Annotated in this window: 12 protein-coding genes; 3 read left to right on the forward strand and 9 right to left on the reverse strand. The window is 71.5% G+C overall.

Translation table 11 applies throughout. From position 1 onward, the window contains the following. Positions 1 to 67: 67 nt before the first annotated feature. Entirely contained in the window at positions 68 to 610 is a 543-nt protein-coding gene (locus ACQP2X_RS04395) for a DUF4352 domain-containing protein (RefSeq protein ID WP_498694497.1), read from the forward strand. Here the strand turns inward: ACQP2X_RS04395 and ACQP2X_RS04400 are convergent. After that, positions 603 to 2,741 (reverse strand): MMPL family transporter, encoded by a 2,139-nt coding sequence (locus tag ACQP2X_RS04400; protein ID WP_498694499.1) that lies wholly within the window; start codon positions 2,739 to 2,741, stop codon positions 603 to 605. The two genes, ACQP2X_RS04395 and ACQP2X_RS04400, sit on opposite strands and share 8 nt — an antisense overlap. A gap of 176 nt (positions 2,742 to 2,917) precedes the next feature. On the opposite strand from ACQP2X_RS04400, the gene ACQP2X_RS04405 reads away from it, so the two are divergent. Further along, entirely contained in the window at positions 2,918 to 4,054 is a 1,137-nt protein-coding gene (locus tag ACQP2X_RS04405) for a sensor histidine kinase (RefSeq protein ID WP_498694500.1), read from the forward strand. Continuing rightward, the gene (locus tag ACQP2X_RS04410) at positions 4,029 to 4,706 is read left to right on the forward strand and encodes a response regulator (protein ID WP_498694501.1); all 678 of its coding nucleotides are present in this window, start codon (positions 4,029 to 4,031) and stop codon (positions 4,704 to 4,706) included. Before ACQP2X_RS04405 ends, ACQP2X_RS04410 begins: the two co-directional genes overlap by 26 nt. Here ACQP2X_RS04410 and ACQP2X_RS04415 read toward each other — a convergent pair. From ACQP2X_RS04415 to ACQP2X_RS04450, 8 genes are all read right to left on the reverse strand, one after another. Further along, the gene (locus tag ACQP2X_RS04415) at positions 4,703 to 6,415 is read right to left on the reverse strand and encodes an MOSC domain-containing protein (protein WP_498694502.1); all 1,713 of its coding nucleotides are present in this window, start codon (positions 6,413 to 6,415) and stop codon (positions 4,703 to 4,705) included. The two genes, ACQP2X_RS04410 and ACQP2X_RS04415, sit on opposite strands and share 4 nt — an antisense overlap. Positions 6,416 to 6,461: 46 nt before the next feature. Then, entirely contained in the window at positions 6,462 to 6,887 is a 426-nt protein-coding gene (locus tag ACQP2X_RS04420; RefSeq protein WP_498694503.1) for an integrase, read from the reverse strand. Between the two features lie 77 nt (positions 6,888 to 6,964). Beyond that, positions 6,965 to 7,357, reverse strand: coding sequence for a hypothetical protein (locus ACQP2X_RS04425; RefSeq protein ID WP_498694505.1), 393 nt, complete (start codon positions 7,355 to 7,357; stop codon positions 6,965 to 6,967). 21 nt (positions 7,358 to 7,378) lie between these two features. After that, the gene (locus tag ACQP2X_RS04430; RefSeq protein ID WP_498694508.1) at positions 7,379 to 8,116 is read right to left on the reverse strand and encodes a GntR family transcriptional regulator; all 738 of its coding nucleotides are present in this window, start codon (positions 8,114 to 8,116) and stop codon (positions 7,379 to 7,381) included. Next, on the reverse strand, positions 8,113 to 9,303 hold the full coding sequence (locus ACQP2X_RS04435) for an MFS transporter (RefSeq protein WP_498694510.1): 1,191 nt from the start codon (positions 9,301 to 9,303) through the stop codon (positions 8,113 to 8,115). The genes ACQP2X_RS04430 and ACQP2X_RS04435 overlap by 4 nt, the downstream gene beginning before the upstream one ends. Positions 9,304 to 9,403: 100 nt before the next feature. Beyond that, positions 9,404 to 10,744, reverse strand: a complete 1,341-nt coding sequence (locus ACQP2X_RS04440) for a cellulase family glycosylhydrolase (protein WP_498694512.1) — start codon at positions 10,742 to 10,744, stop codon at positions 9,404 to 9,406. Positions 10,745 to 10,868: 124 nt separating this feature from the next. After that, positions 10,869 to 13,664 carry a phosphoenolpyruvate carboxylase gene (gene ppc / locus ACQP2X_RS04445; RefSeq protein ID WP_498694513.1) on the reverse strand — a complete coding sequence of 932 codons (2,796 nt, stop codon included), beginning with the start codon at positions 13,662 to 13,664 and terminating at the stop codon, positions 10,869 to 10,871. Between the two features lie 120 nt (positions 13,665 to 13,784). After that, positions 13,785 to 15,515, reverse strand: coding sequence for an enoyl-CoA hydratase-related protein (locus ACQP2X_RS04450; protein WP_498694514.1), 1,731 nt, complete (start codon positions 15,513 to 15,515; stop codon positions 13,785 to 13,787). Positions 15,516 to 15,545: the final 30 nt, after the last annotated feature.

A 15,545-nucleotide genomic window follows, 5' to 3' on the forward strand; every position in this document is an offset into this window, starting at 1 on the left:
AGCTGAAGCTGAAGTATGGCTGAACGGGCCACTGCGGACGGTGACGGTCATCGTTTGGATGTGTTGCGTGATCGCTCCCGCGCAAGCACCCGCAAAGTCGCGATGGCCGCGCGTCCTCGGTGGCTTCGTCGTTCTCGCCGTCCTGGCCGCCGCCGCCCTGCTGGCGTACGCCAAGTGGCGTGAACGCGACGACGGCGAGGTCCTCACCACCGAGGGCGCCCAGCTCAACGTCGCGGTCGTCGACGGCCGGTTCATCTTCCGGGTGATGGCCGTGCGCTGCCGGGTCGGCTCGGTCGGCGACGGCTCGGTCGACCTCGAGCCCAAGGGCTCGTACTGCCTGGTCGACATCGTCGCCCGCAACGGCTCCTCCAAGCCGGTCACCTTCGACACCACGGCCCAGAAGGGGTACGACTCCGCGGGCGCCGAATACTCCACCGACATGCAGGCCGAGGTCATCGCGAACCCCGACCGGAACTTCGTCAACCCGATCGCACCCAGTTCGGAGGCGAAGGGGACGCTCGTCTTCGACCTGCCCAAGGGTGGGACCTTGGCGTCGGTGGTGCTGCACGAGTCGTTCCACACCACCGGCGCCAAGGTCGTTCTCACCTAGCGGCGCCCACAAGCTCAGCGGGTTCATCGTCGACGACGAGCTTCTCGCCCTCGATGTCGACGTTGGGCAGGGCCCGGTCGAGCCAGCGCGGCAGCCACCACGCCGACCGGCCCAGCAGTGACAGCACGGCGGGCACGATCGTCATCCGTACGAGGAAGGCGTCCACCGCGACGCCGAAGGCGAGCGCGAATCCGAGCGACTTGATGATGGCGTCGTCGGCCAGGATGAAGCCGGCGAAGACGCTGATCATGATGAGGGCCGCGGCCGTCACCACCCGGGCGCCGTGCTTCACGCCGGTGATCACCGCCTCGTCCGGTGAGGCGCCGTGCACGAACTCCTCGCGGGCCCGGGTGACCAGGAAGACCTCGTAGTCCATGGCCAGGCCGAACAGCACGCCGATCAGGAAGATCGGCATGATGCTGACGATCGGCCCGGTGCTGTCCAGGCCGAGCAGCCCGGAGAGCCAGCCCCACTGGAAGACCGCGACCACCGCGCCGAACGTCGCCGCCACCGAGAGCAGGAAGCCCAGCGTGGCCTTGATCGGCACCGCGATGCTGCGGAACACCAGCATCAGAAGCAGGATGGCCAGACCGACGACCACGGCTAGATACGGGATGAGCGCGTCGTTCAGTTTCTCCGACACGTCGATGTTGATGGCCGTGGTGCCGGTGACGGCCAGCGTCGCCCCCGCCACCTGGTGGGCCCGGATGGCGGTGACCAGATCCTGGGTGGCCTCGCTGCTCGGCCCGCTGCCCGGGACCACGGTCAGCAGGGCGGTGTCGCCGGCCTTGTTGACCGTCGCCGGGGTCACCGCGACCACGTCGTCGAGCCCGCCGATGACCTTCGTGGCCCGCTCGGCGGCGCCGGCGGCCTGACCGGCCGGCGCCTCGACCACGACGATCAGCGGCCCGTTGAAGCCGGCCCCGAAGCCCTCGGCGAGCTGGTCGTACGCCTTGCGCTGGGTCGAGTCGACGGCCGCGGTGCTGTCGTCGGGCAGGGCCAGCCGCAGGCTCACGGCCGGGATGGCGATCACGGCCAGCACGCCGGCCGCCATCAGCAGGGCGGGCACGCGGCGGCGCACCACGAAGCGGGCCCAGCGCTCGCCGAACGTCATGCCGGTGCTCACCCGGCGGCGCTTCTTGGCCATGATCTTGTCGCCGGCGAAGCCGAGCAGGGCCGGCAGCAGCGTCAGTGTGATCAGCACGGCGACCCCGACGGTGCCCGCGGCGGCCAGGCCCATGCTGGTGAGGAAGCCGATGCCGACCACCGACAGCGCGGCCAGCGCGATGATCACGGTGAGGCCGGCGAAGACGACCGCCGAGCCGGCGGTGCCGAGCGCGCGGCCGGCCGCCTCTTCCTTGTCGCGGCCCTCGGCCAGTTCGTGCCGGTAGCGGGAGACGACGAACAGCGCGTAGTCGATGCCGACGGCCAGGCCCAGCATCGTGGCCAGGGCCGAGGTCGAGCCGCTGAGGTCGAAGAAGCCGGTGGCGATCTGGATGCCGAGCATGCCCACGCCGACGCTGAGGATGGCGGTGAGCAGCGGCAGCCCGGCCGCGACGAGCGCGCCGAACGTGATGACCAGGACGACAGCGGCCACCACGACGCCGATGGCCTCGGTCGCGCCACCGGCCTCGGCGGCCTGGGTGGCGGTGCCGCCGTACTCGACCTCGACGCCGGCCGACCCGGCGGTGTTCCCGGCCGCGTACAGGGCCTCCCGGTCGTGCTCGGTCACGTCGCCGGCGGCGACCTTGTAGGTGACGGTCGTGTACGCCGTCTGCTTGTCGGCCGAGACCGTCGGCTCCGCGACCGCGGCCACGTCCGGCGCCCCGCGCAGCGCGGTCACGGCCCGCTTCAGGGCGGCCTGCTGGTCGGTGTCGGTCAGCTTCGTGGCGCCGCCGACGGTGAAGACGACCTGGGCCGAGGCGGTGTCACCGCCGCCGCCCATCTTCTCCTTGATCACCTCCAGGGCGCGGGACGACTCCGTACCGGGAATGGAGAAGGCGTTGCTCGTCGGGCCGGAAAGAGTGGCCGCGCCGACGCCGAGAAGGGCGAACAGCAGCAGCCACATGACGGTCACGCGGCGCCGCCGCCGGAACGAGAACCGGCCGAGCCGGTAGAGGAGAGTCGCCACCTGAGAGCCCTTCGCGAGGTCGAGAAAAGTGACCCCTTCACGGTCCCGAAGCGCGCCCGGAAAGGCGTCGTCCGAGCGCGGTCGGCCCCTACTGCGCCCGCGGTATATCCGCCGCGGGGCGGCTACTACCGGGAGACGACGCCGGGGCGCGACGGCTGCGCCTACCGTCGTGGGTGATGAAGACGAAGGCCGAGTCCCTGCTGTGGGATCTGCTCATCGCCGTTCTGCTCGGCTGGGCCACCATCAAGCTCGAGGAGGCTCAGGGCGAGCGGCGCTATGTGCTGCTCACGACGATCGCCGTCCTGGCCGTCTTCGCCCGCCGGCGATGGCCTCTGCCCACTCTCGCCGTGGTCACGGTGGCCACACTGGTGACCATTGCCGTCAAGGCGCCGTCGGGCGGCCTGCTGCTGGCGCTCGGCGTGGTCATGTACGCGGTGCCGTTCCGCCCTCGGGAGTACGCGTGCGCGGTGTCGGCCGCGATCTTCGTGACCGGCCTGATCGCCGACACCAGCAGTTGGTGGAACATCCAGTCCCTGGCCGCCTTCTCCTGGATCTTCGGTGGCGCCGGCCTCGGCCTGGGCGTGCGCTCGCGCCGGGCGTACATCGCCGAAGTGACCGAAAGGGCCCGCCAAGCGGAACAGACCCGCGAGGAGGAGGCCCGGCGGCGGGTGATGGACGAGCGGCTGCGCATCGCGCGTGAGCTGCACGACGTGGTGGCCCACCACATCGCGGTGATCAGCGTGCAGGCGGGCGCGGCCGGGCACGTGCTCCAGAAGCATCCGGAGCAGGTGTGGCCGGTGCTCGGGCACATCCGCGACGCGGCCGACACCGTGCTCCGCGAGATCCAGTCGGTGATCGGCGTGCTGCGCGATCCGGACGAGGCCGACACCACGGAGCCGACCTCGGGTCTCGACCGTCTGCCGGACCTGCTGAGCGGGCTGGGTGCGGCGGGTTTCCGGGTACGCCTTCTCGAGCATGGTTCTCCCCGAGCGCTGCCCGCGCTGACGGACCTGGCCGCGTACCGGATCGTGCAGGAGGCGCTGACCAACGCCCATCGGTACGGCGACGGCTCCGCCCATTTGGACATTTCGTACGATGCCGACGCGATCACCCTCGAGGTCACCAACACGATCGTCCCGTACCGGGTGAACACCCGCTCCGGCTCCGGCTTCGGCCAGCTCGGCATGCGGGAGCGGGCCGCGGCCGCACACGGGACCCTGACCACCGGGCCGGACGGCGACGGGCGCTATCGCGTCCACGCCGTGCTGCCTTTGAAAGGACACACCGTTGACCATTCGCGTGCTGCTTGCTGACGATCAGGCGCTGATCCGGGCCGGCTTCAAGATGATCCTCGACGCCGAGGACGGCCTGGAGGTAGCGGGCGAGGCCTCCGACGGCAAGGAGGCGGTCGAGCTGGCCCGCTCGGCCCGTGTCGACGTGGTGCTGATGGACATCCGGATGCCGCACATGGACGGGCTCGAGGCGACACGGCGCATCTGCGCCGACGACCATTTGGCGGGCGTACGGGTTCTGGTGCTCACCACGTTCGAGAACGACGACAACGTGGTCCTCGCTCTGCAGGCCGGCGCCAGCGGTTTCCTCGGCAAGAACGTCGCCCCGGCCGACCTGGTCAACGCGATCCGCGTGGTGGCCGGCGGCGAGGCACTGCTGTCCCCGCGCGCCACCCACGGCCTGGTCGGCCGCTTCCTCGACCAGCTGCGCCCGCCACCGGCGGAGGCGCTGGCCGCCCTCGACGTCCTCACCGACCGCGAGCGCGAGATCCTGGTGCTGGTCGCGCACGGCCTCTCGAACGAGGACATCGCCACCCGCCTCTACGTCTCCCCGCTGACCGCCAAGACACACGTCAACCGGGCGATGGCCAAACTGAACGCCCGCGACCGGGCCCAGCTGGTCGTCCTGGCCTATCAGAGCGGCCTGGTCCGCGCGGGCGACCCGCTGCCCTAAAGGTCGAGGACGATGTCGCCGCGGGGGCGGGACGAGCAGATCAGCACGTTGCCCTCGGCCGGTGGGTCGATCGGCTCGGTGGTGTAGGTGATCTCGCCCGAGAGCAGGCCCGACTCGCAGTTGTGGCAGACGCCGACCCGGCACGACCAGCGCACGGGCACGTCACAGGCCTCGGCCAGATCGAGCAGGCTGGTCTCGTCCTCGGGCCAGTTCACGGTCAGGTCGCTGCGGACGAACGACACCGACGGGCCGGTGCCCTTCTTGCCCTCCGGCGGATGCGGCGGCCGGGCCGGCGGCGCGCTGATGCCCGGCGTCAGGGCGGCCCGCGCCCCGAAGACCTCGGTGTGCACCCGCCCGGCCGGGAACGCCGCGGTGACGCTCTCCTCCATGGCGGCGGGACCGCAGAGGTAGACGTCGGCCTCGGCCGGCAGGTTCAGCGTGCGCAGCAGGTCGGCCGAGAGGCGGCCGGTGAAGTCGTAGTCGCGGTCCTGCGGGCGGGGGCGGCTGAGACAGACGTACGCGTGGGCGTGGGGCAGCCGCGCCAGCAGGGCGGCCGCCTCGGCCGCGAAGGGTCGCTCGCCGCCGTCGCGGGCGGCCTGCACCCACCACACCTCGCGGTCGGGCTGGTGCTCGGCGAGCGCGTGCAGCATGGCCAGTACGGGCGTGGCGCCGACGCCGCCGCTGATCAGCACCACCGGCGTCGCGCCGGGCCGCAGGACGAACGAACCGCGCGGCGCGGCGACGTCGAGCAGGTCGCCGGCGCGGACGTGGGTGTGCAGATATCCGCTGCCGGCGCCGTGCGGCTCGCGCTTGACGCTGATCCGGTACGCGGCGTCACCCGGCCGCCCGGAGAGCGAATAGCTGCGGACGAGGCCCGCGCGCAGGCGTACCGTCAAGAACTGGCCTGGAAGTGCCGCCGGAAGAGGGTTCCCGTCCGGATCGGACAGCCGCACGGAGGTGATCGTGCTGCTCTCCCGTTCGATCGCGGCCACCCGCAACGCCCGGAAGCCACCCCAGGCCGGCGGCGGCGCGGCGTCGACGAGTCCCGCGTTGCCGCTCGCGGTCTCCGGCTGGTCGAGCATCGCCCGGAACGACCCCTGCCAGCCCGGGCTGAGGGCCGGGATCAGCAGCGCCCGCTCGATCTGCTCCCGGGGGTGGCCCGGCAGATAGAGAAGACCGTCCACTTCGGAGACGGTGAGGCCCTCGGGCCCGTCGGCGACCTTGACGATCTCGTCGCCCGCCCGCACTTCGCCCTCTTCGAGCACCCGGAAGTAGAACCCGGGCCGCCGGTGCTGGACGAGAAGCGACGGCATCCGGGGATCGTCCATCCGGATGCCGACCCGATAGCAGGTCACCCGGGGCTGCGTGACCTCGAACAGCGCCCCGCCGATCCGGTAGCGGTCACCGACACAGACCTCGTCGTCGGCCAGCCCGTCGACCGTGAAGTTCTCCCCGAACTGCCCGAACTCGAAATCGTCACGACCGAGGAACTTCTGCCAATAGGCGTACGACTCCAGCTGGTAGACGAAGACGGCCCGTTGCTCACCGCCGTGCCCGCCCAGATCTCCCTGCCCGTCCCCGTCGATGTTGAGGCGCCGCACCATGGCCGCCCCTTCGACGGGCGACTTCCAGATGCCGGTGAAGACCGTCCGCCCGCGCCACTGGACATCCTTGGGCAGGCCGACGTTCACCGATCGCAGCATCGCCATCCCCACATCTTGCGACTTCCGGCGACATCAGGGGCGGTGACGGCGCTCACTCCCGCCCGCGCGCCTCGTAGGCCCTGATCACCCGGCGGGTGGGATCGTCGCCGCCGGGCGTCCGCAGGCGGTCGGTCAGCAGGAAACCGGGCAGCGCGAAGCGCTCACCGTGCTCGGCCTCCGACAGCACGAACGTGCCACCGCGAAGCTCCGGCTCCCAGCCGTGCCGCAGGGCGTAGTCGATGGTGGCCCGGACGTCGGCCGAAGCCGGGTAGGCCCCGTCGGTGGCACACGCGCCCCACGGCGCGGGCCAGGCCGTCGACAGCAGGTCCGCTTGAAGAGCCCGGCCCGCCTTGCCGCCGCCCCAGGCCCGGACCCGAACGCACCGGTGACAGTCACCGCTGCCCTGCACGTGATCGATGACCGCACGCCAGGCGAAGCTCCGAGCCCCGATGTGCAGCCGCCGCAGCCGAGTCCTCATGTCGATCCCCCCGAGCCGAGATCCTTCCCGTTGCCCGCCCCACCGCCAACGCATTTAGCCGAGCGGCGCGTGACGACTCACTGAGTCGCGGGGTCGGCCACGCATCCGGGGTCCGAGCTGTTCCAGTGGACCAGTGGGGCGGCCGGCACGGCGGTGACGAGGATCTGCCGGACGGACTGGTTGTCGCGGAACTCGTCGACCAGGCGGTCGCACAGGCGCAGGCGCTCGTCGACGGACGAGCGGACACTGACCTGGACCACGCCGTCGTTGAAGGCGTGGGAGACCAGGTCCGCCGTCACGCCCTCGCCGGTCAGCACCTCGACCGTCCGCTGGTCGGGGTTGATCTGGTCGGGGACCAGCTCGATGGCGCGGCGCTCACTGGGTGAAGGCGAGGGGGCCGGCTCCGGTGAGGATGAACAACCGGCGAGAGCGAGCAGGCAGAGGCCGAGCCGGATCGGTCGCGGAGCCATGACGCGAGTATCGCAAGCCTGCTACTGACCGGGCTGGCGAACGGAAAGCTGGCCCGCCCCCGCCCGCAGCATGTGTTTGGCGAGGTAGATGGGGCGGCCGTCGAGCTTCGCGGTCTGCGTGACGATCAGGACCGGCTCGCCCGGGTCCGCGTCGAGGGGGATCGCTCGTGACTCGCCGAGCAAGCCGGCCGAGAAGCGGACGACGCCGGAGCCGACGCGGTCGGGCAGGGCGGACAGAGCCGTTTCGCCGGCGGCGAGAGAGTCGAGCGGGGCGTCGGCGGGCAGGTGTTCCTGGCTGAGGGCGATCGGCTGGCCGTCACGCCGTACGACCGTCTCGAAGAACCACGCCGCCGAGTCGGCCGGAATCGACAGCTCCTCGGCTATGTAGGTGGAGGTCGTCTCCTGCAGCTCGGCCTGGGTGCGGCGCAGCTCCAGGACGCTGCCGGGCATGCTCAGCAGATCTTCCAGCGGGCGCAGGCGTTCCAGCCCGGCCTCGGGGACGGCGTCGGCCACGAAACGGCCGATGCCCCGGCGGGAGACGATGAAGCCGTCCTCGTCGAGCAGCATCAGGGCCTCGCGGACGACCGTGCGGCTCACGCCGAGCAGGCGGCCGATCTCGGTCTCGGTGGGGATCATCGAGCCGGGAGTGAGGGCGCCGGTGCGGATGCCGTCGAGGATGCGGCTGTGCACCTGGACGCGCAGCGGCACGCCGGCGTCGCGGGCGAGCGGCGCCGACAGGAACGAGAGACGGTCGGTCACGCGGTGATGGTACGGAAGCCGGCCCGCAGGGCGCCGAGCGCCGCGATGGCCGACGCGCCGAGCACGGCCACCGTCGTGCCGCCGGGACCCCACTGGTCGGCGAGCAGGCCGGCCAGGTACGTCCCGGCGCCGATGCCGACGCTGAAGGCGCTGACGATCCACGCGTTGGCCTCGGTGGCCAGCGCGGCCGGTGCGCTCGCCTCGGTCGCCCGGAAGACCAGGGTGAGGTACGGCGCCAGGCAGACCCCGCTGACGAAAGCCGCGGTCAGCCAGTACGCCGGCGGCGTCTGCACGAAAGCGGTCGGCGCGTAGAAGAGCGCCACCAGCAGCAGCCCGGGCCGGACGAGCCGTTCCGGGGCGGTCCGGAAGGGACGGCGGCTGATGTAGATGGCCCCGGCGAACGCCCCGACGCCGTTCACGGCCAGACCCCAGCCGGACAGGGCCGGGTTGCCGGCGCTGGTGGCGTGGGCGGTGGCCGTGATGGCCAGCACGCCGACCGGCACTCCGGCCGCGACCTGGGCCAGGACCAGGGTGCGGATGGCCGCGTGGCGCAGCGGTGATCCGCGCCGGCCGGTGTGCTCGGCCGGGGCGGTGCGTTCGAGGATGCCGTGCGAGCAGAACAGCGCGGTGCCGGCCAGCCCGATGACGCCCATGACGGCGACCGCGCCCGGCGCGCCCAGCACGGCGATGCTGATCGCGCTGACGAGGGGACCCAGGACGAAGATCAGTTCCTGTACGGCCGCGTCGGCGCTGAACGCCTTGGTCAGTTGCACGCCGGGGCTCATGAATCGGGGCCACAGGCTGCGCAGGACCGGTTCCAGCGGCGGTGCCGCGATGCCGGCGATCAGGGTGAAGACGACGGCCGCCATCTGATGGCCGGGGGCGGTCACCGCGATGCCGAGGAAGGCCAGCCCGGACGCCACGGCCGCGCCCAGCAGGGTCTGGCGCGCCCGGCCGGTGCGGTCGATCGTGCGACTGATCAGCGGCGCGCCGACCGTACCGGCGAGGATGTAGATCGAGGTCAGGGCGCCGGCGAAGGCGTAGGAGCCACCGGCGTCGAGCACGACGCGCAGCAGCGCCAGCGAGGACATGGCCTGGGGCAGCCGCCCGATCAGCGACGACGTCAGAAGCGTCGACGAAAGCCGGATCTGTGCCGGGCTCATCGCCTCGCGCTCGATCACCGTCATACCTGTACCCGCCAAGATCATTAGTTGTTATACAAGCTAATGCTACACGCGGGTTACACAGAAGGGCTCCGGCGTGATCCGCCGGAGCCCTTCGGGTGTGTCAGGAGTTGCGGATGCGGTTGCGCAGGTACGTGCCCGACTCGGTCAGGACACTCGTGCCCGCGTAGGTCGGCCCACCGCACGTGCCGGGCCGGAAGGCGGCGCTGCTCTCGTCGGCGTCCGAGTACGTCCAGTTGGCGTAGCTGATCTTGAGGCGGTCGAGCAGGTCGAGCCAGGTCGCCGTGCTGGCCAGGTCGACCGCGCCGCCGCCGGTGTAGGTGACGGTGCCGAACTCGGTGACGAACAGCGGGAGCGAAGCGGCCGCCCGCTCCACCTCGGCCCGGTAGTTGTCCTTGTGCGAGGCCGCGTAGAAGTGGAACGCGTACATGATGTTCGAGGCGTTCACCGGGTTGGCGGTGATCTCGCTGGAGTTCGCGCCGTCCGAGACGCCGAGCGAGGACCAGCCGCGGGTGCCCACGATGATCACGGCGTCCGGGTCGTTGGCCCGGATGACCGGGATGACCTGCTCGGCGTACGACTTGATGCCGCTCCAGCTGACGCCGTTGGGCTCATTGGTGATCTCGTAGATGACGTTCGGCTTCGCGGCGTTCCGCGCCGAGACGTTGGCGAAGAACGTCTTGGCGTTGGCCAGGTTGTAGTTGGGATCGCCGGGCGTCAGCGTGTGGAAGTCGATGATGGCGTAGAGGCCGCGCTCGGACGCCTCGTCGACCAGGCTGTTGACCCGCGAGGTGAAGCCGGACGGGTTGGTCTCGTAGCCCTGCTCCTGCACGTACATCGAGACCCGCAGCAGGTCGGCCTGCCAATCGGTGGCCAGCGCGTCGAGCGAGGCGTCGTTGTAGCAGTCGGCGAACCACTGGATGCCGTGGGTGCTCATGCCCTTGAGCTGGATCGCCTGGCCGGACGAGTTGCACAGGTGCACGCCGCAGACGCGCAGCTGCCCGTTGATCGCCACCGGGGTGGAGCCGGTCGGCGGAGGCGTTGTGACTGGGGGAGTGGTGGGCGGGGGCGTCGAGCCGTCGCAGGAGACCCCGTTGACGAGGCACGATGTGGGCCGTCCGGCGCCGTTGGCGATGAAGCCGAAGCTGGTCGACGCGCCGGGGGCCAGGGTCCCGTTCCAGCCGGCGGGCGTGAAGACGCTGCCGGACTGGGTCGCGTTCCACGACTGGGCGACGGTCGTGCCGGCGGGGAAGGTCAGCTCGACCCGCCAGGTGGTGATCGTCGACGACGTGTTGTTGGTGACCGCGACCTGCCCTTGATAGCCGTTGCTCCACGAGCTGACCACGGTGAACGCGGCGGTGGCGGCGCTGGCCGGCAGGGCCACGGCGATGGCGGCCGCGGCGGCGGTGAGTACCGCCGCTCCGGCCATGAGGAGTCTTCGCATGGGGGATTCCGCTTCCAGTGAGGGGGATTTGGGAGCGCTCCCAGAAACCATCGCACGGAAAGTTACCCATGTAAATATGGCCGGGCACCCCGCGAGGAGTGCCCGGCCACCGATCAGATCGGGATCAGCCCGTGTTGCGCATGCCCGCCGCGATGCCGTTGACCGAGGTCAGCAGCGCCCGCTCCAGGGCCGTCGAGTCCGACGGGGCACGCCGCGCGCCCAGGCCCACCTGGAGCTGGCGGTCCGCCTCGTTCAGCTCCCGGTACTGCCGCAGCAGCGCCACCTGGAGGTGGTGCAACGGCTCCAGGTACGTGTCACGGACGCCCAGCGTGCGCTTGAGCTCCGGCTGGCCCTCCAGCAGGTCGGACGTGCCGGTGATGGCGAGCACCTCGCGCACCGTCAGCTCGTACTCGGCCTTGATCGTCTCGAAGATCGGGTGCAGATGCTCCGGCACCAGCGTCTCGACGTAGCGCTTGGCGATCGACAGGTCGGTCTTGGTCAGCATCATCTCGACGTTCGACAGGAACGTCTTGAAGAACTGCCAGTTGCCGTACATCTCCTGGAGAACCTCGGTCTTGCCCGCCTCGCGGGCCGCCTTGAGGCCCGAGCCGACGCCGAACCAGCCCGGCACGATCTGCCGGGTCTGCGTCCAGCCGAACACCCACGGGATGGCCCGCAGACCGCCCAGCCCGGCGTCCGCGTTGGGCCGCTTCGAGGGGCGGGAGCCGATGTTCAGCGCGCCCAGCAGCTCGGTCGGCGTAGCGGCCCAGAAGTAGGCCGGAAGGTCGGGGTTCTCGACCAGGCTGCGGTACGTGCCGAAGGCCGCCTCCGAGGCGCAGTCCATGGTCGCGTCCCAGCGGGCGAGCCGCTCCTGGTCGACCGACGGCTCGGTGTGCAGCAGCGTCGCCTGCAGGACCGCGGCCACCGTCAGCTCGAGGTTCTCCCGGGCCAGAGCCGGGATCGTGTATTTGTCGCTGATGACCTCGCCCTGCTCGGTCACCTTGATGGCGCCGTCGAGCGTGCCGTACGGCTGGGCCAGGATCGCCTCGTGGGTGGGGCCGCCACCACGGCCGACCGTGCCGCCCCGGCCGTGGAACAGGCGCAGCCGCACCCCGTGCCGGGCCGCCACGTCACGCAGCTTGCGCTGCGCCTTGTGGATGCCCCACTGGCTGGTGGTGATGCCGCCTTCCTTGTTCGAGTCGGAATAGCCGAGCATGACCTCCTGCACGTCGCCGCGGGCCCGCACGATCTCGCGGTAGGCCGGCAGCGACAGCATCTCGTCGAGCAGGTCACCGCCCGCGTCGAGCTCGGCCGGCGTCTCCAGCAGCGGCACGATGTTGACCCGGGCCCGTCCGGTGTGGATGTCGACCAGGCCGGCCTCCCGGGCCAGCACGGCCGCCGCCAGCACGTCGTCGACACCCAGGGTCATCGAGATGATGTACGTCTCGATGACGTCCTGCCCGAACTTGTCCTGCACGTCGCGGATCGTGTTGAAGACGTCGAACGTCTTGCGGGCCGAGTCCGTGAGCGGGGTGTCGGCGCTGGCCAGCGGCCGCCGGCCGCCGAGCTCGGTGGCGAGCAGCTTCGTCCGGTCGGCCCGGTCGAGCGCGGCGTAGTCGTCGACCTCGCCCACCTGCGCGTACATCTGCTGGAGCACCTCGTGGTGCTTCTCCGCGTGCTCGCGCACATCGAGCGTGGCCAGCTGGAGGCCGAAGGCCGAGACCGTGCGGATGGTCGTGGCGACCACGCCGACCGCGGTGAGCTGGCCCGAGTTGCGGGCCAGCGAGGCCCGCATCAGCTCGAGATCGCTGATCAGCTCGTCGCTGCCCAGATAGTCGCGGCCGGGCACGTGAGCGGTGCCGTTGCGCAGCCGCTCGCGGGTGTTGGCCAGCTTCGCCTTGATCGCCCGGACCTTGAGCCGGTACGGCTCCTCGGCGTTCGTGCGGCGGAAACGCGGCGCCACCTCGGGCAGGTTGTCCAGATCCTTGGCCAGCGAGGCCGACAGGTCGAGGGAGACACCGCGCAGCCGGCGCGACACCGACAGCACGTCGATGAGCTGGTCCATGGCCGCCTCGGTGGCCTGGATGCCGTGCTCGTGCTGGATCAGCAGCACGTCGCGGGTGACAGCGGGCGTGACGAACGGGTTGCCGTCGCGGTCGCCGCCGATCCAGGAGCCGAAGGTGAGCGGCCGAGAGGTCGGCGCGGTCTCGACGCCGAGCTGGCGCAGCGTCTCGGCCAGGTCGGAGAGCACCTGGGGCGCGGCCTCGGCGTAAAGGTCACGCAGGTAGTAGACGGCGTTGCGGGCCTCGTCGGTCGGCTCGGGCCGGTCGAGACGCAGCTCGTCGGTCTGCCACAGCAGGTCGATGAGCTCGGCGAACTTGCGCGTCGAGGCGGTGGTGTCGGCCTGGCCGTACAGGATGGCGGCCGACGCCTCGGCGTCCAGGGTGTCGGCCAGCTGGCGCAGCTTCGACAGGATCGAGCGCCGGGAGGCCTCGGTCGGGTGCGCGGTGAAGACCGGCCGCACCGCGAGCCGGCGGGCGGCCGCGGCCACCTCGTCCGACGGCACGCCCTTCTCGGCGATCAGCTTGGCCGCCTGGTCGAGCCAGCCACCGTCGCGGGCGCGGCGCCGGCGCAGGTCGCGGGCCCGGTGCACCTGCTCGGTGATGTTGGCCAGGTGGAAGTAGGTGGAGAACGCGCGGGCCAGCTTGGTGCCGGTGGTGATGTCCATCGCGGCGAGGCGGTCGGCCGCGGCCTGCGCGTCCTGGCGGACCAGAGCGCGCACCTCCTCGACCAGATCGAGGAGGGGACGGCCCTCCTGGCGGGCCAGGGTCTGGCCCAGCAGCGTGCCGATCCGGCGGATGTCCGCGCGCAGGGCGGCGTCGGGACCATCGGGATCTAGGTGGCCGTGCAGGTCTGCCATCGGGGGGCGCTCCTTCGCCTCAAGGTGCTCCAGGACAGCGCTGTCCCGACTTCGCCGATCGTATCGGCGCCGCCCCATCGCCGGGCAAACTGAGGGAAGTCTCACCTCCAGCCGGCGGAATCAAGCCGAGACCGGGATGGCGGGGCGCAGAAGCTGGCGGCGGGGAAGGCTGACCGACTCGAAAAGGAGGCGCGCGGGCGTCTCCACGGGGCGGGTCTTGTGCACGAAGGCGTGCCGGGCGGCCGCGAAGCCAGAGCGGTCGGCGTACATGTCGCGGCTCATCTCGGCCAGCTCACGGGCCTCGTAGACCTCCAGGGGCACGCGCTCGGCGGCCAGGCGCCGCGCCTTCGCCTGACGGCGGCGGCGGGCGGCGCGCGGGTCACTCTCGCGCTCGGCCAGCTCGGTCAGCCATTCGCCGTACGCGTCGGGGTGGCGGGGGCCGACGTCATCGGCCAGTCCGAGCGTGACCGCCCGGGCGGCGCTGATCGGCAGCTTGCCGTCGATGAGGTGCTGGGCCTGGTCGCCGCCGACCCGGCGCGGGAGCGTGAAGGTGTGCAGCTCCGAGCCGTACAACCCGATGTCGTAATAGGGGTTGAGGATGATCCCGTCGCGCGCCGCCACGATGTCGGCGCCCAGGCCGAGCATCACGCCGCCGGCGCCGGCGCTTCCCGCGTAGGCGGCGATGACCACCTGCCGGGTGCAGGTGACGATCTCGCGGCAGACCTCGTTGATGGCCCGGATGTTGGCCCACGCCGTGCCGGCCGGGTCGGGCGCGGCCTCGGCGACGTTGAGGTGGATGCCGTTGCTGAAGGCGTCGGTCCCGCCGCGCAGCACCAGCACGTGGGTGTCCTGCGCGGCCGCGTGCCGCAGCCCGGCCAGCAGCCGGCGGCAGTGTCCGGGACCCATGGCGCCGTTGTAGAAGTCGAAGCTGAGCCAGCCGACCCGCCCGGACCGGCGGTAACGGACCTGGCGATAGGCGGCCGGCGACTCGGGCTCGGCCCCGACCGGCAAGGGGGACTGGGGCACGCCGCGCAGGCGGGCGCCGAGCAGCGTCGTCGAGGGCAGCTTGATCCGGGCCCGCGGATGTCCCGGGTCGGCCGCGCGCAGATGACCCAGCCAGAGGCTGCCGTCGCCGGTGCCGACCAGCACGGCGCCCTGCCGGCGGCTGAGGATCTGGCCCGCTTTCTTCGGGCGGCGGGCGAGACCCGGCGTGGCGTCGTAGGCGAAGACCGGAAGGCCGCCGATCTCCGTACGCACTCCGGGAGCCCCGTCGGCGGCCCGGATCGCCCGGAGGATCCGCTCGGTGGGGTCGCTCCAGTCGAAGGCGCGGTCGGCCTGGGTCATGAGCGGCCGCGGGCGCGATTCCTTCGGCGTGACCGGCCGGAAGGAGGGGTCGGCCGCCTTGACCACGACCTCGAGGACGCACTCCATGGCGGCGTCGGCCACCGGACCGTTGTAGAGCGAGGACTTGCGGGGCGGGGCGGCCGGCATGGCGAAGGTGCGGGTGGCCCAGACCGGCCCGGCGTCCATCTCCTCGACGGCCTGGAGCGCGGTGACGCCCCAGCTGCGCGCGCCCTCGGCGATGGCCCAGTCCAGCGAGGACGGCCCCCGGTCACCGACCGGGCCGGGATGGATGATCACCGTGCGCCAGTGCCGCCAGACCTCGGCGGGCACTCTGTCCTTGAGAAAGGGGCAGATGATGAGCTCGGGCTCGGCCCGGCGCACGCCCTCGATCATGTCGGCGGCGCCGGTGGCCAGCTGCACACCGACGTCGTGTCCGGCCTCGCGCAGCGCACACCAGGCACGCTGGCTGAGGCCGTTGAACGCCGTAACGAGCAGCAGGATTCGCACGTTGGCCTCCCTGAGAGATGTGCCTCCCGA

Origin of the sequence: Actinoplanes sp. CA-131856, assembly GCF_050956135.1 — a bacterium.
GTDB lineage: Bacteria > Actinomycetota > Actinomycetes > Mycobacteriales > Micromonosporaceae > Actinoplanes.